18 protein-coding genes are annotated in these 19523 nt (G+C 74.9%); 10 read left to right on the top strand and 8 right to left on the bottom strand.

Annotation, left to right across the window (positions count from 1 at the left end; genetic code table 11):
- Nucleotides 1-21: 21 nt before the first annotated feature.
- Nucleotides 22-879 carry a molybdate ABC transporter substrate-binding protein gene (gene modA, locus ACFVYI_RS27170; protein WP_387890184.1) on the bottom strand — a complete coding sequence of 286 codons (858 nt, stop codon included), beginning with the start codon at nucleotides 877-879 and terminating at the stop codon, nucleotides 22-24.
- A 462-nt stretch (nucleotides 880-1341) separates the two neighbouring features.
- Here modA and ACFVYI_RS27165 point away from each other — a divergent pair, with 462 nt between their 5' ends.
- Both ACFVYI_RS27165 and ACFVYI_RS27160 read left to right on the top strand, forming a co-directional pair.
- Complete coding sequence (locus tag ACFVYI_RS27165; RefSeq protein WP_387890182.1) at nucleotides 1342-2409, top strand: RNA ligase (ATP); 1068 nt, start codon at nucleotides 1342-1344, stop codon at nucleotides 2407-2409.
- Nucleotides 2410-2719: 310 nt separating this feature from the next.
- Nucleotides 2720-3553: an MHYT domain-containing protein gene (locus tag ACFVYI_RS27160; protein ID WP_387890180.1), complete on the top strand. Its 834-nt coding sequence runs from the start codon at nucleotides 2720-2722 to the stop codon at nucleotides 3551-3553.
- Nucleotides 3554-3688: 135 nt separating this feature from the next.
- On the opposite strand, the gene ACFVYI_RS27155 is transcribed toward ACFVYI_RS27160, so the two are convergent.
- Nucleotides 3689-4060, bottom strand: a complete 372-nt coding sequence (locus ACFVYI_RS27155; RefSeq protein ID WP_387890177.1) for a hypothetical protein — start codon at nucleotides 4058-4060, stop codon at nucleotides 3689-3691.
- Nucleotides 4061-4343: 283 nt separating this feature from the next.
- On the opposite strand from ACFVYI_RS27155, the gene ACFVYI_RS27150 reads away from it, so the two are divergent.
- Both ACFVYI_RS27150 and ACFVYI_RS27145 read left to right on the top strand, forming a co-directional pair.
- Nucleotides 4344-5081 (top strand): RNA polymerase sigma factor, encoded by a 738-nt coding sequence (locus tag ACFVYI_RS27150; protein WP_387890174.1) that lies wholly within the window; start codon nucleotides 4344-4346, stop codon nucleotides 5079-5081.
- Between the two features lie 46 nt (nucleotides 5082-5127).
- Nucleotides 5128-6084, top strand: a complete 957-nt coding sequence (locus ACFVYI_RS27145) for a hypothetical protein (protein WP_387890171.1) — start codon at nucleotides 5128-5130, stop codon at nucleotides 6082-6084.
- Between the two features lie 138 nt (nucleotides 6085-6222).
- Here the strand turns inward: ACFVYI_RS27145 and ACFVYI_RS27140 are convergent, their stop codons facing one another.
- Nucleotides 6223-7644: a cation:dicarboxylate symporter family transporter gene (locus tag ACFVYI_RS27140; protein ID WP_387890168.1), complete on the bottom strand. Its 1422-nt coding sequence runs from the start codon at nucleotides 7642-7644 to the stop codon at nucleotides 6223-6225.
- A 174-nt stretch (nucleotides 7645-7818) separates the two neighbouring features.
- Here ACFVYI_RS27140 and ACFVYI_RS27135 point away from each other — a divergent pair, with 174 nt between their 5' ends.
- A complete protein-coding gene (locus tag ACFVYI_RS27135) occupies nucleotides 7819-9468 on the top strand; it encodes an ATP-binding protein (RefSeq protein WP_387890166.1) in 1650 nt (549 codons plus the stop codon).
- Complete coding sequence (locus ACFVYI_RS27130; RefSeq protein ID WP_387890164.1) at nucleotides 9465-10220, top strand: response regulator; 756 nt, start codon at nucleotides 9465-9467, stop codon at nucleotides 10218-10220. Before ACFVYI_RS27135 ends, ACFVYI_RS27130 begins: the two co-directional genes overlap by 4 nt.
- Here the strand turns inward: ACFVYI_RS27130 and ACFVYI_RS27125 are convergent.
- The 3 genes from ACFVYI_RS27125 to ACFVYI_RS27115 form a co-directional block, all read right to left on the bottom strand.
- The gene (locus ACFVYI_RS27125; protein ID WP_387890162.1) at nucleotides 10201-10518 is read right to left on the bottom strand and encodes a DNA-binding protein; all 318 of its coding nucleotides are present in this window, start codon (nucleotides 10516-10518) and stop codon (nucleotides 10201-10203) included. The genes ACFVYI_RS27130 and ACFVYI_RS27125 overlap by 20 nt on opposite strands.
- Nucleotides 10519-10592: 74 nt before the next feature.
- Entirely contained in the window at nucleotides 10593-10901 is a 309-nt protein-coding gene (locus ACFVYI_RS27120) for a hypothetical protein (protein ID WP_387890159.1), read from the bottom strand.
- Between the two features lie 28 nt (nucleotides 10902-10929).
- Nucleotides 10930-11583: a class I SAM-dependent methyltransferase gene (locus ACFVYI_RS27115; RefSeq protein WP_387890156.1), complete on the bottom strand. Its 654-nt coding sequence runs from the start codon at nucleotides 11581-11583 to the stop codon at nucleotides 10930-10932.
- Nucleotides 11584-11741: 158 nt separating this feature from the next.
- On the opposite strand from ACFVYI_RS27115, the gene ACFVYI_RS27110 reads away from it, so the two are divergent.
- From ACFVYI_RS27110 to ACFVYI_RS27095, 4 genes are all read left to right on the top strand, one after another.
- Entirely contained in the window at nucleotides 11742-13127 is a 1386-nt protein-coding gene (locus tag ACFVYI_RS27110) for a diaminobutyrate--2-oxoglutarate transaminase family protein (RefSeq protein WP_387890154.1), read from the top strand.
- Entirely contained in the window at nucleotides 13124-14680 is a 1557-nt protein-coding gene (locus ACFVYI_RS27105) for a pyridoxal phosphate-dependent decarboxylase family protein (protein ID WP_387890151.1), read from the top strand. Before ACFVYI_RS27110 ends, ACFVYI_RS27105 begins: the two co-directional genes overlap by 4 nt.
- Before the next feature lie 435 nt (nucleotides 14681-15115).
- Nucleotides 15116-15874 (top strand): tRNA-dependent cyclodipeptide synthase, encoded by a 759-nt coding sequence (locus tag ACFVYI_RS27100; protein ID WP_387890149.1) that lies wholly within the window; start codon nucleotides 15116-15118, stop codon nucleotides 15872-15874.
- A gap of 147 nt (nucleotides 15875-16021) precedes the next feature.
- On the top strand, nucleotides 16022-17209 hold the full coding sequence (locus ACFVYI_RS27095; RefSeq protein WP_387890147.1) for a cytochrome P450: 1188 nt from the start codon (nucleotides 16022-16024) through the stop codon (nucleotides 17207-17209).
- 84 nt (nucleotides 17210-17293) lie between these two features.
- On the opposite strand, the gene ACFVYI_RS27090 is transcribed toward ACFVYI_RS27095, so the two are convergent.
- Both ACFVYI_RS27090 and ACFVYI_RS27085 read right to left on the bottom strand, forming a co-directional pair.
- Nucleotides 17294-18094 carry an inositol monophosphatase family protein gene (locus tag ACFVYI_RS27090; RefSeq protein ID WP_387890266.1) on the bottom strand — a complete coding sequence of 267 codons (801 nt, stop codon included), beginning with the start codon at nucleotides 18092-18094 and terminating at the stop codon, nucleotides 17294-17296.
- A gap of 131 nt (nucleotides 18095-18225) precedes the next feature.
- Nucleotides 18226-19470 (bottom strand): type III PLP-dependent enzyme, encoded by a 1245-nt coding sequence (locus ACFVYI_RS27085; RefSeq protein ID WP_387890145.1) that lies wholly within the window; start codon nucleotides 19468-19470, stop codon nucleotides 18226-18228.
- Between the last annotated feature and the right edge of the window lie 53 nt (nucleotides 19471-19523).

Here is a 19523-nt window from a genome sequence, read left to right as displayed (position 1 = left end):
GGCCCCGGGTGGTGCGGCGGTTCACGGTGCCTGGAAGCCCGCCGCGGTGAGCACCTGCTGCGCCTCGGGCGACTGGATGTACGCGACGAAGGCGGCGGCGGCGTCCTTGTTGGGGGCCTTGGCGAGGGCGGCGATCGGGTAGTCGTTCACGGCCTTGGCCGCCTCGGGGAAGTCCACGCCGTCGATCTTCGCAGCATCGGCCTTCACGTCGGTCCGGTAGACCAGCGACGCGTCGACCTCGCCCAGCTCGACCTTGGTCAGCGCGCCCTTGACGTCCTGCTCCAGGGTGACCGGGGTGAGGTTGACGCCGGCCGCCTTGAGCGCGGTCTGGGCGGCGGCGCCGCAGGGCACCTCCTTCGCGCAGAGCGCGACCTTGACGCCGGGGGCGGCGAGGTCGTTCAGTGCGGCGAGGTGCTTGGGGTTGCCCTTGGGCACGGCGATGGTGAGCGTGTTCCTGACGAAGGTCTTCGGCTCGCCGGTGGCGCCGCCCGCGTCGGTGACCGTCTTCATGGTGGCGGGGCTGGCGGCGGCGAAGACGTCGGCGGGGGCGCCGGAGTTGATGCTGGTGGCGAGGCTGGAGCTGCCGCCGAAGTTGAACGTGACCTTGGCACCCGGGTTGGCCGCCTCGAACTTCTTGCCGAGGTCGGTGAAGGTCTCCTTGAGCGACGCGGCGGCGAAGACGGTGATCGGGCCGGACACCTTGGCGGCGCCGGACGACGCCCCGGTGGACGAGGCCCCGGTGGTCGATGCCGCGCTGGACGAGCCGCCGGAGGCCTTGTCGCCGCCGTCGCTGCCGCAGGCGGTGACCCCGAGGCTGAGGGCGAGGGCCGCTGCGGCGGCGACGGCGAGTCTGCGGGTGCTGGCGGTACGGGTGCTCATCGGTCTTTCCCCTCCTGGGCGCGCCGGAAGGGGCGCGGGGGTGCTGCCGCAAGTGCGGCCATTACGCCGATCATAGTGCTGCAAATACCAGCGGAAAATCGCCTGTCGCATTGCACAGGCGGATACCACCGGGCTTGCCGCCCGACCTGTGGGAAGGCTCAAACCGGGGGGACGGCCCACCCGTTCCGGCCGGAGCGCGTGCCCCCGCCGCGCCCTGTGCGCGCCCCCGGACCGACCGGGGCGACGGCCTGCCCGGGAGCCGCCCCGGGCCCGGAAAACCCTTGGCGCGCGGGCGCCCCGAGCGGCGAGAGTGAGCGCCGGGCGCGAGCACGAAGAGGTCCCACCACGGCGCACCCGTACGCCCGTACAGCCGTATGTCCGTGCACGCGCAGGTACCGCACCGCACCGCCGCGCACACCGCACCGCCGGCCGACCGGCCGAGCCAAGGGGAGGAGCCCACCCATGTCCACACTGCGTGTCACCGCCGAACGGCTGACCATCCTGGCGCATCCCAATGCCGACGCCCTGGAGCTGGCGCAGGTCGGGCTCTACCGGGCGGTGGTGGCCAAGGGCGCGTACCGGACGGGTGACCACGCCCTCTACATCCCCGAGCAGGCGGTGCTGCCCGCCGCGCTGATCGAGGAGCTGGGCCTGACCGGGCGGCTCGCCGGGAGCGGGGCCGACCGGGTCAAGGCCGTCCGGCTGCGCGGTGAGCTCTCCCAGGGCATCGTCTGCCGGCCCGGTGCGCTGGCCGGCACCGATCTGGCGGCCGCCGCCGAACGCGGCGAGGACTTCGCCGAGCGGCTGGGCATCGTCAAGTGGCAGCCGCCGATCCCGACCTCGATGAACGGCGAGGTGGTCCGCGCGCCGGACCTGCTGCCGTGGGTGGACATCGAGAACCTCAAGCGCTTCCCCGGGATCTTCGAGCCCGGCGAGCCGGTCGTGCTGACCGAGAAGCTGCACGGCAGCTGCTGCCTCGTCACCTACCACGCCGCCGGGGGCGAGGTGCAGGTGTCCTCGAAGGGCATCGGCGCCCAGGGGCTGGCGCTGGTCGAGGACGAGCGGAACCTGTACTGGCGGGCCGTGCGGGCGCACGGCGTACCGGCGGTGGCCGCCCGGCTGGCGGAGCGGCTCGGGGCCGAGCGGGTGGGCGTCTTCGGCGAGGTGTTCGGCGCCGGCGTGCAGGACCTGACGTACGGCGAGTCCGGCCGTTCCGAGCTGCCCGGCTATGCCGCGTTCGACGTCTCGGCGGTGGTGGACGGGCAGCTGCGCTGGCTGTCGGCGGCCGAACTGCTCGACGGCGAGCTGCCGTTGGTGCCGGAGCTGTGGCGCGGTCCGTTCGATCCGGACACCGTGCTGGCGCTGGCCCAGGGGCGCGAGACGGTCTCCGGGCGTGAACTGCACCTGCGGGAGGGGGTGGTGGTCCGCCCGGTGGTCGAGCGGTACAGCCCGGTGGTGGGCGGCCGGGCGATCGCCAAGGTGGTCGGCGACGCCTACCTGACCCGCAAGGGCGGCACCGAGTACGAGTAGGCCGCCGAGGGCGCGCCCGGTGCGCCGCGGGAGCCGCTCGTGCACGGTGTGCGGCGGGCACAGGACCGTCTCATTCGAACACAGCACCCGCACTCTGTGGGCAGCTTCTCACATCTTCGGGTGACCAATTCCTGCCCCCGGATAGCGTCCCACGCACCCCGGACCGGAAGCGCACGTGCTGCTGGCATATGACGGATGATCGATCCCCCGGACCGGTCACCCGTCGGCCGGCCGTGCGGAGTCCGCCCGGCCCAGGGCGCCCGGACGCGGCGTGAACCGCCCCGGGCCCGACCGGTCGACCGGAGGTCCCATGGGCACGACGAGCCATCTCGGTTCCGGCTGGCTGACGCCCGCGCTCTCGTACGCGGTGGCGTGCGCCGGCGCGGCGATCGGCCTGCGCTGCACCCTGCGCGGCCTCGCCGCGACCGGTGCCGCCCGCCGGAACTGGCTGCTCACGGCGGCCGCCGCGATCGGTTGCGGGGTCTGGACGATGCACTTCGTGGCGATGTTCGGCTTCGCCGTCGACGGCACCGAGCTGCGCTACAGCGTCCCGCTGACGGTGCTCGGTCTGGTGGTGGCCGTCGTGGTCACCGGTCTGGGGGTGTTCGCCGTCGGGTACGGGCGCCACCGCGGCCTCGCACTGCTGACCGGCGGGCTCGTCACCGGTCTCGGCGTCGCCGCGATGCACTACGTCGGCATGGCGGCCCTGCGGATGCACGGCGGCCTGCGCTACGACCCCGGCACGGTGGCGCTGTCCGTCCTGATCGCGGTCGGCGCCGCCACCGGCGCGCTCTGGGCCGCCGTCACCATCCGCAACGTGGCCGCCGCGACGGCCGCCTCGCTGGTCATGGGTCTCGCGGTGAGCTGCATGCACTACACGGGGATGGCCGCCGTCCACGCCTACCTGGACCCGGCCCGGACCGGGTTCGAAGGGGCCGGGCTCGAAGGGGCCGGTCCGATGGAGTTCGTCTTCCCGCTCGTCGTCGGTATCGGGTCGTTCCTCTTCATCACCGCGGCCTTCGTCGCACTCTCCCCGACGACCCGGGACCGCGCCGTGCGGCGGGAGGCGGGCGAGCTGACCATCGAGGAGTTCCCGACGGCCCCCGCGCGCCCGAGGCCGGAGCAGCACCACCGCGCGGCCTGACGCGGTCGGCCCGTCGGCCGGGCGCCCGCCGCTCGCCCGTGCGTGAGTGCCCTGCGCGAGCGCCGGGAGCGGCGCGGGAGCGTCACAGGGTGCCGCCCGCGGACGGGCGGCACCCTGTGACGTGGTGCGAGCAGGTCAGCCGCGGGTCTGGAACACGATCCTGGTCCAGCTGGAGTTCGGGCAGTTGCCCCAGACCGCCCACGGCTCCGTCCGGGCGCCGATCCAGAGCCCGGTGGTGGAGGTGCCGTTGGCGCAGTAGGTGATGGTGCGCAGCTCGCCCGAGTAGATCCGGCAGTTGCCCTCCCAGCGCCAGCCGTAGTCGGCGGTGATGACGCAGCGGTAGGAGGCGGTGACGGCCTGGGCCGAGGCGCCCGAACCGGCGGAGATGGACTGGTCGGCGACGGTCGGCGCGGCGACGGCCGGCAGGGTGGTGGTGCCGAGCGCGCCGAGGGCGGCCGCGGCCACCATCCCGAACTTGGCGATGTTCCTGGCGATACAACCGGACATGGATGCTCTCTCCTTGTTCGTGGTGCCCGCCCCGGCCGGGTGTGTCGGAGCCCGGAACTCCCCGACTCCGCCCGAACGGTGACGCATTGCATACGAATGACTGCGCAGAGTGAGACGACGAACTATGATGTGATGTGTGTCACAGGTGGGTTGGCGATCGGGTCGTCGACCGTGCCTCCGGGGTGCCGATTTCCGAGGGGGCGGCATGGAGTTCAGCGGTCGGTGCCGGGGCGGGCGGGAGCCGGATTTCGGATCCGCCCCCAACTCCGCCGAATTCAACCGGGTGTTCACGGATCTGTTGCCCCGGCTGCACCGTGCGGCCGTCTCGCTCACCGGGAGCCGGATCGCCGCCGACGACGTCGTCCACGACGCGTACCTGCGGATCGCGCGCCGCCCCGAGCGGTTCCTCGGCCATCCGCAGCCCTACGCCTACGTGTTCACCACCATGGCGAACCTCGTGCGCGACCAGTGGCGGCGCGAACGCCGCCGGGTGCTGCTGTCCGAGCCGGTGGCGGACGACCACGCCGCGGCCGACCCGGGTGGCGGAGGGCTGGGGGAGCTGCTGGCGCGCTGGGAGGTGGTCCGGTTGCTGAGCTGTCTGACGGCCAAGCAGGCCCGGGTGGTGCAGCTGGTCGACCTCGACGGGTACAGCCTCGACGAGGCCGCCGCCCTGCTGGGTCTGCACCGCTCCACGCTGGCGGTCACCCGGCGGCGCGCGCTGGCCCGGCTCCGGTCGGTCCTCGACGGCGAGGGCGGACACCGGCACGGCGAGAGCGAGAGCGAGAGCGAGAGCGAGAGCGAGAGCGAGAACGAGGGCGAGGGTGAGGGTGGGCCTGGGTCGGGGCGGCCGGCCGGGTGCGGGGGTGGCCGCCCGGGCGGGCGCCCCGCCCCGAATGCGGTCGAACACCCGGGCGAGCGCGGCCGCGAGCGCCGTCACGAGGCCGGCCGGGCCCGCCCCGTCCACGACGGCCCGCCGCGTGCCGCCGGGCGGTGGCGGGGAGGGGCCGACGCACCGAACTGATGGTGCGTCAGCTGATGCGGAGGCCTCGGCCCGTACGCTGCGCATCGTGATCGCCTACGAGGAGCAGCGGCTCCGCACCCTGGCCGAGGACGGCCGCTGGTCCGAGCTGCTCGGCCACTACCGGCGGGCCCGGGCCCTCGCCGTGGCACGCGACGGCGAGGGCCGGGCGGCGGCGGAGACCGCGTCGCTCGGCCATCTGATCGCGTACACCGCGCCGCCCGAACTGGCCGTCCGCCTGTTCGACCACGACGGGGGCCCCGGTACCGCCGCCGGCCCGGCGGACCACGACGCCGGGCCGCTCTGGGAGGTGCTCGCCACCCGGCACTCCTGGCTGCGGCTGGCCCCGTTGCTCGGCCCGGCGCCGGTGCGCCGGCTGGTCGCGCACACCCGGATCCTGATCGGCGAGGACCTCTCCTACGGCGCCGAGCCGGATCCGGAGGGCGTCCCGCTGCAGCTGGAGCCGTGGGAGTCGGCCGGCTGGGGCGAGGGGGTACGGGTCCGGGACTACCTGCCGGCCGGCGGGTCGCGCAGCGCGCTGCTGACGCTGCCCGCCACCCGCGAGGGCCTCGGCCCGGTCCTGTTGCCCGAGCCGGGCGGCCGGCTGCGCGGACAGCGGGCGACCCGGGCGCTGGCCGCGCTGGCGGACTGGGTGGAGGTGGTCTGCGCCCGGGGCCCGGCGTCGAAGGCCGCCGCGCTGCTGGCCCCGCAGCGGCGGGTCACCGGCGGGTACCTGCCCTTCGCGCTCGCCTACCCGGTGCTGCTCCAGGCCGGTGTGGCGGACCGGGCGCACGGCTCGGCGCAGGGCCGGCTGGCACTGTGGCGGGCGCTCGGTGCGATGGCCGGAGCCGGCGGGCCGCACCGCGCGGAGGTGAATGCCCTGGTGGCCCGGATGCGCTGCTTCACCTGGTGCGATCCGGAGGACGGGCTGCGCCATCTGCATGTCGCGCTGGAGGATCCGGCGAGCGGCCTGAGCTGGGCGGTCAGTGGCTCCGACGAGCTCTGACGGGCGTTGGCAGACGCTGACGGGCTGGGAAGGACGCGGGCGGGGGCGGACGGGGCGGACGTGCGAATCCCCGGCCCGGCGCCGCTCGGGGGGTTGGGCGAGGCGCCGGACCGGGGGGACTGAGGGAGCGGCGGTGGCTCAGACGGCCGTCCTGCTCGGGGCGCCGCCCTGGGCGGGGACGGGCTCCGGCCGCGCGTCGGGGGTGTCGGCGGCGTCGGCATCCGGCGCACCGGGTGCGCCGTGGGCGTCCACCAGCGTCCGCTCGTCGAACGGCAGCGAGCCGGCCAGCACCTGCCGGGCCCGCTCGCGGTCGAACTCGCCGGTCCAGTGCCCGATCAGCACGGTGGCCACCGCGTTGCCCGCGAAGTTGGTCAGCGCCCGGGCCTCGGACATGAAGCGGTCGATGCCGACGATCAGGCCGACCCCGTCCACCAGCGCCGGCTTGTGCGACTGCAGGCCGCCCGCGAGGGTGGCCAGCCCGGCGCCGGTGACCCCGGCCGCGCCCTTGCTGGCGATCACCATGAAGACCAGCAGCGACAACTGCTCGCCCACGGACATCGGCTTGTCCATCGCCTCGGAGATGAAGATCGAGGCCATCGTGAGGTAGATCGCGGTGCCGTCCAGGTTGAAGCTGTAGCCGGTCGGCACGGTGATGCCGACGACCGGGCGGCTGACGCCCAGGTGCTCCATCTTGGCGATCAGGCGGGGCAGTGCGCTCTCCGAGGACGAGGTGGAGAGGATCAGCAGGAACTCGCGGCCGAGGTAGCGCAGCAGGGTGAACACGTTCACCCCGGCGACCAGCCGCAGCAGCGTGCCGAGCACCACGACGACGAAGAGCCCGCAGGTGAGGTAGAAGCCGATCATGATCACGGCGAGGCTCTTCAGGGCGGCCGTACCGGTCGCGCCGACCACCGCCGCCATCGCCCCGAAGGCGCCGATCGGCGCCACCCACATGATCATCGACATGACCCGGAACACCAGGCGTTGCAGGTGCTCGATCCCGCGCAGCACCGGTGCGCCGGCGGGGCCCATCGCCTGGAGGGCGAAGCCGGCCAGCAGGGCGACCAGCAGGGTCTGCAGCACCTTGCCCTCGGTGAGGGCCGAGAACATGGTGGTCGGGATCATCCCGAGCAGGAAGTCGGCGGTGGACTGGGCGCCCCCGGCGGCCGCCTGGGCGTGGCCGGACTTGGCCAGCGCGGTGGTCAGGTGCAGCCCCCCGCCGGGCTCCAACAGGTTGCCGACCAGCAGGCCGATGGCCAGCGCCACGGTCGACATGGCGAGGAAGTAGCCCAGGGCCAGCCCGCCGACCTTGCCGACCTTCGCCGCCTTGGTCACCGAGCCGATGCCCAGCACGATGGTGCAGAAGATCACCGGGCTGATCATCATCTTGATCAGATTGACGAAGCCGGTCCCGATCGGCTTCAGCTCCACCGCGAACGACGGCGCGGCCAGTCCGACCACCACGCCCGCCACCACCGCCGCGATCACCGCGAGGTAGAGGTAGTGCGTGCGGTCCCGGCGTCTGCCTCCGGCCTGCGGTCCTGCTCCAGTGGTCGACATCTGCGGCTCCTTCGCCCTGCAGTCCTGGCGGCCCCGGGTGGTGGGCCGCTCCGACTATGGGCCGCGCCGTGACGGAGGTCACGTTTGCGTTCATAGAGTTCACACCCCGCACCGGGTCGGGCCGGACCGGGCGGGGCCCTTGCCGGGCGCCGGCGGTGGTGCACACTGTCAGGCATGTCCGCGCGCACCCTCCCCTCGCCGCGCCGGCCGGTGCGCAGCCTGGCCGGACAGCTCTTCGTCGTCCAGGTGGTGATCGTCGCCGCCGTGGTGGCCGGCGGCGCCGTGCTGGCCTACCTGTTCACCGCCGACCGCACCGAGGACGCCGCCCGCCGCCAGGTCACCGCCGTCGCCCGCTCGGTGGCCGACTCGCCGTCGGTGCGGGCCGCCGTCGCCGGACCGGACCCGACCGCCGTCCTGCAGCCCTACGCCGAGCAGGTGCGGGTGGGCACCGGGGTCTCGTTCATCACGGTGATGGACACCGCGGGGGTGCGCTGGACGCACCCGCTGCCCGAGCAGATCGGCAGGACCTTCCTCGGGCACATCGACTGGGCGCTCGCGGGGGAGACCCGCAGCGAGACGTACACCGGCACGCTCGGGCCGTCGGTGCGGGTGGTCACCCCGGTCCTGGACGACCGGCACCGGGTGGTCGCCCTGGTCAGCGCGGGCATCACGGTGCAGTCCATCTCGGCGCAGCTGCGCGGGCCGCTGCTCGCGCTGGTCGGCGTCGCCGTGGCCGCGCTCGCCGTCGGCGGGCTCGGCACCTACCTCGCCAACTCCCGGCTGCGGCGGCACACCCACGGCATGGGGCCGGCCGAGCTCAGCCACCTCTACGAGTACCACCAGGCGACCCTGCACTCGGTGCGCGAGGGCCTGGTGCTGCTCGACCGCAAGAACCGGGTGGTGCTCTGCAACGACGCGGCCCGTGAACTCCTGGCACTGGCGGGCGAGGTGGAACGGCGGCCGGTCGACGGGCTGGGGCTGCCGCAGGCCCTGGTGGCCGCGGTGCTGGGGGACGCGCCGGTCCGGGACGAGGTGCACCTCACCGCCGAGCGGGTGCTGGTGCTCAACACCTCCACCATCGGCACCGGCCTCGGCCGCGTCGTCACCCTCCGCGATCACACCGAACTGCAGTCCCTCACCGGCGAACTGGACTCCGTGAAGAGCTTCACCGAGGCGCTCGGCGCACAGGCGCACGAGGCCGCCAACCGGCTGCACGCCGTCGTCTCGCTGATCGAACTCGGGCGCCACGAGCAGGCGGTGGAGTTCGCCACCGCCGAACTCGCGCTCGCCCAGCGGCTCACCGACCGCGTCGTCGCGGCCGTCGGCGAGCCGGTGCTGGCCGCCCTGCTGCTCGGCAAGGCGGCCCAGGCGGCCGAGCGGGGCGTGGAGTTGACGCTCACCGAGGACAGCCGGATCGACGACGGCGTGCTGCCGCCCGGCCTCGCCGCCCGCGACCTGATCACCGTCCTCGGCAATCTGGTCGACAACGCGGTGGACGCCGCGATCGCCGGCGCCGCCGAGCATCCGGACCAGCCCGAGGTCACCGTCACGGCCCGGGTCGACGGCGGCCACCTGCTGCTGCGGGTCGCCGACACCGGCGCCGGGATCGACCCGGGCGCGGTGGAGGACGTGTTCCGGCGCGGCTGGAGCACCAAGCAGGACGGCCGCGGGCACGGCCTCGGGCTCGCCCTGGTCGCCCAGACCGCCCGGCGCAACGGCGGCACGGTCGAGGTCGGCCGGGACCGCGGCGCGGTGCTCACCGTCCGGCTGCCGCTGAGCCGGCCGCCCCGGCGCCACGGGGCGGCCGAAGCGGTGGCGTCGTGAACCGCCCGGCCGAGCGACCCGCCGACCGGCCCGACATCTCCGTCCTGGTGGTCGAGGACGACCCGGTGGCCGCCGCCGCCCACACCCTCTACGTCCAGCGCGAACCGGGCTTCCGCGCCGCCGGGACGGTGCACAGCTGCGCCGACGCGCTGCGCTTCCTGGACCGCGCCCGGGCGGCCGGCCGGCCCGTCGACCTCACCCTGCTCGACCTCTACCTGCCGGACGGGCACGGCCTGCAGCTCTGCGGCACCCTGCGCGCGGCCGGCCACACCACCGACGTCATCGCCGTCACCTCGGCCCGGGACCTCGCGATGGTCCGCCAGGCCGTCTCGGCGGGCGTCGTCCAGTACCTGCTGAAGCCGTTCGGCGCCGCCGCCCTGCACGACCGGCTGGAGCGCTACGCCCGCTACCGCGACACCCTGGGCCGCACCGGCGAGGCCACCGGTCAGGACGAGGTCGACCAGGCGCTCGCGCTGCTGCGCACCCCGGAGCGCACCGCCCTGCCCAAGGGGCTCAGCGCCCCCACCCTGGACACCGTCGCCGCCGTCCTGCGCGAGGCCCGCACCGGGATCTCCGCGGCGGCCGCCGGCACCGCCGCCGGGGTCTCCCGGATCACCGCCCGCCGCTACCTCGAACACCTCGTCGACACCGGACTCGCCGCCCGCGAGCCGCAGTACGGCAACGTCGGCCGCCCGGAGCTCTGCTACCGCTGGACGGGCGGCGGGGGAGGCGTCAGACCGGGATCAGCATGATCCGCTTGTCGCAGAGCTTCGCCATGTCGTCCATGTCGCTGGTGAGGAGCATGGTGGGCCCGTGCTGCGCCATGGCGGTGGCGGCGACGACGGCATCGATGGCGTACTTGTGGCCGTGCAGTCCGGCAGATCTCAGCAGAGCCACGGCCTGGTCGGTGAGCTGTCGAGTGACCTCCTCGACGCGGATCTTGGAGATGACGTAGTGCCAGCGGGGTTGGAACCGCTGGGGGTTCATGGCCTCGACCAGGGTCAGCGTGCTGACGACGACCTCGATGTCGTGCGTTCGTGCATGTTCCAACTGGGCACCGACAACGGGGCTGCCCTCGATTGCCAGTGACAGGCCCTGGAAATCGAGCACCAGGGCGCCTTCGCTCAACTGGCCCGGGTCTCGTCCGCTTGTTCGGCGAGCCATTGCGCGTGCCTCCGCTCTGCCTCTTCGAAGTTTCGGGCGGCCTGGGCCCGTGATGTCTCCGGGAGCTCGCCGAAGTTCGCGATGTGGTCTTCCACGAGTTCGGCGAGGCGTCGGCGCTCTAGCTGTCTCCGGACAGAGGCAGTCACGTAGGCGCTGAACGAGCCCTTGCCGACTATGGCGCGCACCTCCTCGGCCACGTCCTCGGGCATGGAAACGCTGTACTTCTTCACCGGGCGCGAGGTCGGCTCGGCATCCATCTGCTCGGACATGCGGCCAGGTTACCACCGGCGGTGTCAACTACGGGGTGACCCGGATCGCCCGTGCGAGGTACTGGTCGTCCGTGTCCGTATAGCCGGCCGGTCGCCAGCCGGTGGCGGTCAGCAGCGGGCGCAGGTTGGGCTCGGCGCGCAGGTCGTCGGGGGTGAGCTCGCGGCCGTGGCGGGCGGCCAGGGCGGCCCGGCCGACGGGGTGGAAGAGGGTGAGCACGCCGCCGGGGCGGGTGACGCGGGCGAGTTCGCGCAGGGCCAGGGCGGGGCCGGGGAGGTGGGAGATCAGGCCGGCGGCGAAGACGGCGTCCAGGGCGGCGTCGGGCAGCGGGAGCCGGGCGCAGTCGGCGAGCAGCAGGGACGCGGTGCCGGGGTGGCGGGCGTCGGCCTCGTGCAGCATCTCGGGGGTGATGTCGGCGCCGAACACCCGGCCGTCGGGGCCGACCGCCGCGCGCAGCAGGGGGAGTGCGCGGCCGGTGCCGCAGCCGGCGTCCAGGACGGAGTCGCCCGGGCGCAGGCCGAGTTCGGCGATCGCGGCGGCGTAGCGGGGGCCGTCGCCGGGGAACTTGGCGTCCCAGCCGGCGGCGCGGGCGCCGAAGAACGCGCGGGTGCGGGCCAGTTCGGCGGCGTACTCGGCGTCGGGAGCGTCGGGAGCGCCAGGCGGGGGCGAGGGTGAGGGCGACATGGGGGCGAGGGTAGCGCGCCGGCCGTAACCCGCGGCCGCTCCGCTCGTTGGGGAGGCGGGCCCCGCGTCACCCGCTCGGGTGGTTCTCGCCACCCGGGGCGTATCCGGCCAGGTCAGGGAAGTAAAGTTAGGCTTACCTAACTTCTTGGGAGTTCGCCTTGACGCTCGCCGCCGTCCCCGCCACCGGGTCCGCCGCCGTCCCCGCCCAGGCCCCGGGTGACGCCATCCTGCGCCGCCAGCGGATCCGTGAGTCCGCCGCCCGCACCTACGCCCGCTCGTTCCCGATCGTCCCGGTGCGCGCCAACGGCATGACGGTCGAGGGCGCCGACGGCCGCCGCTACCTGGACTGCCTCTCCGGAGCCGGCACGCTCGCGCTCGGCCACAACCACCCGGTGGTGCTGGAGGCGATCCGCCGCACCCTGGACAGCGGCGCGCCGCTGCACCTGCTGGACCTCGCCGCCGCCGAGAAGGACGACTTCACCACCGCCCTGTTCCAGAGCCTGCCGAAGGAGTTCGGCCGGCGGGCCCGGGTGCACTTCTGCGGCCCCGCGGGGACGGACGCCGTCGAGGCCGCGCTCAAGCTGATGCAGACCGCCACCGGCCGCTCCGGCGCCCTCGCCTTCACCGGCGCCTACCACGGCATGACGGCCGGGGCCCTCGCGCTGACCGGCAACGTCGCCGTCAAGGAGCCCCTGCCGGGCGGTGGCGAGGTGGTCCGGCTGCCCTACCCGTACGGCTACCGCTGCCCGTTCGGCGTCGGCGGCGAGGCGGGCGCCGAGCTCGCCGCTACCTACGCCGAGCGGCTGCTGGACGATCCCTCGGGCGGCGTGGTCCGGCCCGCAGCGATGATCCTGGAGGCGGTCCAGGGCGAGGGCGGCGTCGTCCCCGCCCCCGACGGCTGGCTGCGCGCGATGCGCCGGATCACCGCCGAGCGCGGCATCCCGCTGATCGTCGACGAGGTGCAGACCGGGGTCGGCCGCACCGGCGCGATGTGGGCGGTCGAGCACAGCGGCATCGTCCCGGACGCCATGGTGCTCTCCAAGGCGATCGGCGGCAGCCTGCCGCTCGCCGTCGTCGTCTACCGCGAGGAGTACGACAGTTGGCGGCCCGGCGCGCACACCGGCACCTTCCGGGGCAACACGCTCGCCATGGCGGCCGGCGCGGCCACCCTGCGGTACGTCACCGCGAACGGCCTGGCCGAGCGCGCCGAACTGGTCGGCGCCCGGATGGTCGAGCGGCTGCGGGCACTGGCCGGCGAGCTGCCGGTGATCGGCGACGTGCGCGGCCGCGGGCTGATGCTGGGTGTCGAACTCGTCGACCCGGAGGCCGAACCGGACGCCTGCGGGGCCCGCCCGGCCGCGCCCGCGCTCGCCGTCAAGGTCCGCGAGGCCTGCCTGGCCCGCGGCCTGATCGTCGAACTCGGCGGCCGGCACGACGCCGTCCTGCGGCTGCTGCCGCCGCTCACCGTCACCGACGAGCAGGCCGCCGCCGTGCTCGACCGCCTCGCCGACGCCATCGCGGCGGCCGCGGCGGGGGCACGGTGACCACCCCGGGCGACCCCGGCCACCCCGCCGACGATCCCGGCGCACGGCTCGCCGCCGTTCCCGGGCCCGCCCCGGCCGCCTCGCCGGCGGCGCTGGCGGGCGGCGTCGCCGGCCCGGCGGCGCTCGCTCCCCTGCTCGCCGACGTGCTGGACGCACTGGGCGCCGGGGCCGCCCGCCGGGCCGGTCCGCTGCCCGCCGGCCGGCCCGAGGAACTCGCCGCCCTGGCCGTCGCGGGGCTGGCGGACGCCCACGGCCCGCAGGCGCTCGCCCGGCTCACCGAACTGCTCGCCCACGGCGCCGCCGACCCCGCCGACCCCGCCTGCGCCGCCCATCTGCACTGCCCGCCGCTGGCCGTCGCGGCCGCCGCCGACCTCGCCGTCAGCGCCCTGAACCCCTCGCAGGACTCCTGGGACCAGGCCCCCGCCGCGACGGCGCTGGAGACGGCGCTGCTCGCCGAACTCGCCGCCCTGGTCGGCTACGACCCGGCCGGCGCGGCCGGGGTGCTCACCTCCGGCGGCACCGAGTCCAATCTGATGGGCCTGATGCTGGCCCGCGACCAGAAGCTCGACGGCATCGTCGAGTTGGACGGCATCCCGGCCGGCGTCGAGCCGCGGATCATCGTCTCGCGCGCCGCGCACTTCTCCGTCCAGCGCGCCGCGGCACTGCTCGGCCTCGGTGAACGCGCCGTTGTCCCCGTCCCCGTCGACCGCGAACTGCGGATGGACCCGGACGGGTTGGCGCGCGCCCTGGCCGAGGTCAGCTGGGCCGGACAGACCCCGATCGCCGTGGTGGCCACGGCCGGCACCACCGACACCGGCGCGATCGACCCGCTGCACACCGCCGCCGACCTCGCCGCCCGCTACGGCGCCTGGCTGCACGTGGACGCCGCGTACGGGGGCGGCGCGCTGCTCTCGGACCGCCTCGCCCCGCTGCTCGACGGCATCGCCCGCGCCGACTCCGTCTCGCTCGACTGGCACAAGCTCGGCTGGCAGCCCGCCGCCGCCGGGATCTTCCTGGTCCGCCGCGCCGAGACCTACGTCTCGCTCGCCCGCCGCGCCGAGTACCTCAACCCGGCCGACGACGAACAGGCCGGCTACCCCAGCCTGCTGGGCCGCTCGCTGCGCACCACCCGGCGGGCCGACGCGTTCAAGATCGCCGTCACCCTGCGCACCCTCGGCCGCGCCGGACTCGGCCGGCTCGTCGACGCCTGCCACCAGCTGGCGCTGGACGCCGCCGAGGCCGTCCGGGCGGAGCCCGAGCTGGAGCTGTACGCCGAACCCGTCCTCACCACCGTGGTGTTCCGCTACCGCCCGCCGGGCCACCCGGACACGGACGCCGCCGGCCGGGCCGCCCTCGACGCGATCAACGGCGAGCTGCGCCGGACGCTGCTGCGCACCGGTCGCGCCGTCGTCGGCCGGACCGAACTGCCCGGCGAGGGGCCGGGCCGGGTCCGGCTGAAGCTGACGCTGCTCAATCCGCACACCACCGCCGCCGAGGTCGGCGCCCTGCTGGGCCGGGTGGTCCGGACCGGGCGGGACATCGCGGCCGGCTAGCCACCGCGCGCGGCCGACCCACCGGCGCAAAGACAAAGCCCTTTTCAGGGGCGGATGTTGGAGGAAGCCACACTGGCGTGCCATGCTGTCCGGGGGATATTCGGCCGCCCCCGGAAAGCCTCCGTGGACATACCTTTCCGGAGGAGTACAGGCTGATTCAGGCCGCCCGGTGATCAGAACCCGCCAACCCCTCGGCAGGGCTTGCGGTGATCCCGAACGGCGGCGGTAACTTCATGTGGTCGCCGCCCCACCAAGAGCACACGGCTCCCCGGGGCAGGCCGCCTGACCAGGCGCGCGTCATCCGCATGCGGTGAGCCCACCCCTACCTCCGGGTGAACTCCGCCTCTCCGTCGTGCACTTCTGTGAATCCCGGTAAAACCGCGCGGACCACCTGAAGTCAGTCCTGTGACCATTCCTGCGAAGCGGAGGCAAGGCATGCGCGAAACCCTCCCGGGCGAACGTGCCACACCCGTCGATCCGACCGCGTACGAGGCTTTTCCGTTCTCCGGCCGCTGCCGGGAGATCTGGCGCCGGGGCGAGCACCTGCTCATCGGCGTCAGTCCGGGAAACAGCTATTTCAGTCACCGCCGGATCGCCGAACTCATCGGGTGGGGGCTGGAGTTCTTCGAGCGGATCGACATCGTCCAAGCCGATCTGCACGTCGAGGCCCAGTACGAGTCCTTCGGCTACACCCCCGAGCACGCCCGGCGGCGCGCCGACAAGGAGATCAAGGCCACCGCGCGGCGGATCGCCCGCGGCGTCGAGGAGGCCGGCCCCCGTGACGGCGTCCGGACGCACGCGCTCTCCGAGTTCACCGGTCACCCCGCCTACCGGCGGCTGCACCGGCAGGCCGTCGAGGCGCTCCGCGGCGACCGGGAGTTCCGGGCGGCCGCCGAGGCCATGGCGCGCGGCTTCCTGGCCGCCCGGCTGGACGAGGGGCTCGCCCCGAACGAACCCCAACTCGCCGCCGGCCTGCGGTACATAGCCGCCGAGCTGCCGTTCTTCCTGGACACCCCGGCGCTGCTGGGCGTGCCCTCCTCGGTCAGCTGCTACCACCTCCGACTCCCGCTCACCCCGGTGCTGTTCGGCCGTGAGGAGGGCCTGCGGGCGGCGCCCGGCCAGGCCTACGCGGTGGTCCGCCCGGCCGCACCGACGGCCGTCGTGGGCGCCGTCGCCGAGAACCGCGCGGCCTGACCGCGCCCACCCGCCGACACTGCCGCCCCGCGTCCGGCCATCCGTCCGTGCTCGCACCCGCGTCCGGCCGCCCGCCCGTCCCCGGTCACCTGCCCCGCCCGCCCGTGCCCGTGCCCGTCTCCGTGCCCGATCCCAGGGAGTACACCCGTGCCCGAACTCACCTTCCCGCTCTCCCGCCGAGGCGACGTCCTGCCCGAGGAGGCGAACCGGTTGCGCGCGGAGCAGCCCGTCGCCCGGGTCCGCACCATGACCGGCGACCCGGCCTGGCTGGTCAGCAGCTACGCGCTGGCCAAGCAGGTGCTGGAGGACGAGCGCTTCAGCCTCAAGGACACCGCCAACCCCGGCGTCCCGCGCCAGTACGCGCTGACCATCCCGCCCGAGGTGGTGAACAACATGGGCAACATCAACAGCGCCGGCCTGCGCAACGCGGTGATGAAGACGCTCTCGCCGCGTGCGGACAAGGAGTTGGACGGCTGGCTGCGGGCCGAGGCGCACCGGCTGATCGACGCCCTGGTCGGGCAGGGCGCCCCCGCCGATCTGCGGGACGGCTTCGCCGAGCCCTACTCCGCCGCCCTGCACTGCCGGCTGCTCGGCCTGCCCGTCGAGGACTGGCGGCGGCTGATGGCGGGCATCGACGTCGCCTTCCTCACCAGCCCGGTGCCGTTCGAGGGCTCCGCGCCCAACTGGTACAAGGACCTCGCCTACGTGCGGGACCGGCTCGGCGCCGACCCGGAGCCCACGCAGGGCCTGCTCGGCCGGTTCGCCGAACTGCGCCGCTCCCCGGACGTCTCGGACCGGGTCGGGGACGAGCTGCTGGCCACCGTCGCGCTCTCGCTGTTCGGCGCGGGCGCCGTCTCCACCTCGTCGTTCCTGCTGCATGCCGTCCTCCACCTCGCCCGCCGGCCCGAGCTGGCCGAACGGCTGCGCCGCGAGCCGGCGTTGATCGCGCCGGCGGTGGACGAGCTGCTGCGGGTCAACCTGTCGATCGGCGACGCGCTGCCCCGGATCGCGCTGGCGGACGTCGAGGTCGGCGAGGTGCTGGTGAAGACGGGCGAGCTGGTGCTGGTCCTGGTCGAGGGGGCGAACCACGACCCGGCCGTCTTCCCGGAGCCGGAGCGGATCGACTTCGACCGGGCCGACAACCCGCACCTGGCCTTCGGCGCGGGCCGCCACTTCTGCCCGGCCTCGGCGCTCGGCCGCACGCACGCCGAGATCGCGATCACGGCGCTGGTCGAGCGCCTGCCGGGCCTGCGGCTCGCGCTGCCGGTCGAGCAGCTGGCCTGGCGGCCCGGCTTCATCAAGCGCCTGCCGGAGCGGCTCCCGGTGCTCTGGTAGCCGGGCCCGCCTGCCGGAGGGCCTGTCGGGGCGCCTGCCGGACGGGCCGCGCCTGCCGGACGCCTCGGACCTGTCGGACGGGCCTCAGTGGCCGAGCAGGACGGCGCGGGTGCGCTCCCAGCTCTCCGGGTCGGCGGCGACCAGCAGGCCGTCCTGGCAGCCCGGCGCCTCCGGCCGGTAGGGGGTGCCGTCGAGCCGGGCGGAGACCCCGCCGGCCTCGGTGACCAGCAGCGAGCCGGGCGCGTGGTCCCAGGGCAGGGTGCGCCAGTAGAGGATGAAGTCCAGTGCGCCCTCGGCGACGTCCGGGTACTCGACCCCGGCGGCGTTGCGGCCGGGGGTGATCTCGCCGAGGCCGGCCGCCGCGTTCGCCTCCAGGCTCCGGCGCAGCTCCGGCTCCAGGAAGCGGCTCTTCAGCGCGCCGCGCCACCGGGTGGGCGCGCCGGCCGCGGGGGTCCGGGTCAGGCGGTGGCCGTTGCGCCAGGCGCCGGAGCCCAGCTCGGCGGTGTAGCAGGTGGCGGTGGCCGGCTGCCAGATCCAGGAGGCGACGGTCTGCCCGGAGCGGACCAGCGAGGCCATCACGGCGTAGTCGGGGCGGCCGGCGATGAAGTTCGAGGTGCCGTCGACCGGGTCGACCAGCCAGGCGGCGGGCTCCGAGTGCAGCGCCCGTGCGAGGTCCGGGTCGGCGGCGACGGCCTCCTCGCCGACCACCGGGACGGGCAGCAGCTCGCGCAGCCGGCGTTCGATGATCACCTCGGCCTCGCGGTCGGCGATGGTCACGACCTCGCCGGGGGCCTTCTCCATCACCTCGCCGGCGGCCAGCGCGCGGAACCGCGGCTCCACCACCTCGGCCGACGTCTCGGCGAGAATCTCCGCCACCCTGTCCATCAGCACGTTGCGCGCTCCCTTCGCTGGCTACCACTTTCGCACGTCAGTGCGGTGTGGACCTTCGCCAGCCCCTGGAGCGCCCGCCGCCGGGGGCTCCGGGCGGCGCCGCCCGGCCCGGCCGTTCGCGGCGGTCAGCCGTCGGTGCGCCGGTCCGCCGCGCCGTCCTCGTCCAGGTAGTGGAAGCCCGGGCGGGGGTGCATCAGGAACTCGTGGTGGGAGATGTTCCACGCGTAGGCGCCGGCCATCGCGAAGAGCACCCGGTCCGCCGTCCGCAGGCCCCGCGCCGCCGGGGCGGCGTGCGCGAGGACGTCCTTCGGGGTGCAGAGCTGGCCGGCCAGGGTGGCGCGGCCGGTGGTGACGGCCGGGCGCGGCCACGGGTGCGGCCAGGCGTCGACCGGCAGGACGGCGAACGGCTGGTCGTGCCCCCGGGTGGCCGGTGTGCGCAGGTGGTGGGTGCCGCCGCGGACGACCGCGAAGTCCTCGCCGTGGCTCTGCTTCACGTCCAGCACCTCGGTGGCGTACCAGCCGCCGTGGGCGGTCAGCGCGCGGCCGGGCTCGATCCGCAGGGTCAGCCCGGGGTGGCGGTCGAGCAGCTTCGCCAGGCCCTCGCCGAAGGCCGTCCAGTCGAAGCGCGCGTCCGGGTCGGCGTAGTCGACGGCCATGCCGCCGCCCACGTTGACCTCCGTCAGGGCGAATCCGTGCCGGTCCGCCGTCCGGGCCGACCAGTCGACGATCTGCTCGGCGACGGCCAGCTGCTCCGCCGCCGCCAGGCCGCTCGCCAGGTGGGCGTGCACGCCGCGCAGGCGCAGCCGCGGGAGCAGCGGGCCGAGCGGCCCGAGCGGGTCGGTCAGCAGGCGGGCGCAGGCCTCGGCGCGGTCCGGGTCCAGCCCGAACGGGGTCGGGCGGCCGCCCATCGCGAGCGCCACCGCGTCCAGGGCGCCCGCGCCCACCGGCAGGTTGACCCGCAGCAGGACGTCCACCCCGGCGTCCGGGCGGTCGGTCAGGGCGGCGGCGAGCCGGTGCAGCTCCTGCTCGCTCTCGACGTGCCAGCGGTGCACCCCGGCGTCGAGGGCGGCCGCGATCTCGGCGGGCGTCTTGCCCGGCCCGCCGAAGGCCAGCGGCGCGTCCGGAACGGCCTGCCGGACGTGGGCCAGCTCGCCGCCGCTGGAGACCTCGTAGCCGTCGACCGCGGCGCGCAGCGCGGCCAGCACGGGCGCCTCCGGGTTCGCCTTGGCGGCGTAGTACAGCTCGACGCGTGCCGGCAGCGCGGCCCGGACGGCGGCGGCGTGCGCGCGCAACGCCGCCAGGTCGTAGACGTACGCGGGCAGCGCCTCCGGGGCGAGCGTGGCGACGTGCCGGCGTACGGCGTCGGTCATCGGGTACTCCAGGTGGGGGCGGGGGCGGGGGCGGGGGCGGGGGCGGTCGGCGC

Origin of the sequence: Kitasatospora sp. NPDC058218, from assembly GCF_042882445.1 — a bacterium.
Taxonomy (GTDB): Bacteria; Actinomycetota; Actinomycetes; order Streptomycetales; family Streptomycetaceae; genus Kitasatospora.
The sequence above is the reverse complement of the archived record's forward strand: the minus strand, read 5'-3'. Positions and strand labels throughout refer to the sequence as shown.

What these genes read in the sequence shown, in the direction of transcription:
- modA (WP_387890184.1), bottom strand. Translation starts at nt 879, where the DNA reads ATGAGCACCCGTACCGCCAGCACCCGCAGACTCGCCGTCGCCGCCGCA.
- ACFVYI_RS27165 (WP_387890182.1), top strand. Translation starts at nt 1,342, where the DNA reads ATGTCCACACTGCGTGTCACCGCCGAACGGCTGACCATCCTGGCGCAT.
- ACFVYI_RS27160 (WP_387890180.1), top strand. Translation starts at nt 2,720, where the DNA reads ATGGGCACGACGAGCCATCTCGGTTCCGGCTGGCTGACGCCCGCGCTC.
- ACFVYI_RS27155 (WP_387890177.1), bottom strand. Translation starts at nt 4,060, where the DNA reads ATGTCCGGTTGTATCGCCAGGAACATCGCCAAGTTCGGGATGGTGGCC.
- ACFVYI_RS27140 (WP_387890168.1), bottom strand. Translation starts at nt 7,644, where the DNA reads ATGTCGACCACTGGAGCAGGACCGCAGGCCGGAGGCAGACGCCGGGAC.
- ACFVYI_RS27135 (WP_387890166.1), top strand. Translation starts at nt 7,819, where the DNA reads ATGTCCGCGCGCACCCTCCCCTCGCCGCGCCGGCCGGTGCGCAGCCTG.
- ACFVYI_RS27120 (WP_387890159.1), bottom strand. Translation starts at nt 10,901, where the DNA reads ATGTCCGAGCAGATGGATGCCGAGCCGACCTCGCGCCCGGTGAAGAAG.
- ACFVYI_RS27115 (WP_387890156.1), bottom strand. Translation starts at nt 11,583, where the DNA reads ATGTCGCCCTCACCCTCGCCCCCGCCTGGCGCTCCCGACGCTCCCGAC.
- ACFVYI_RS27100 (WP_387890149.1), top strand. Translation starts at nt 15,116, where the DNA reads ATGCGCGAAACCCTCCCGGGCGAACGTGCCACACCCGTCGATCCGACC.
- ACFVYI_RS27090 (WP_387890266.1), bottom strand. Translation starts at nt 18,094, where the DNA reads ATGGACAGGGTGGCGGAGATTCTCGCCGAGACGTCGGCCGAGGTGGTG.
- ACFVYI_RS27085 (WP_387890145.1), bottom strand. Translation starts at nt 19,470, where the DNA reads ATGACCGACGCCGTACGCCGGCACGTCGCCACGCTCGCCCCGGAGGCG.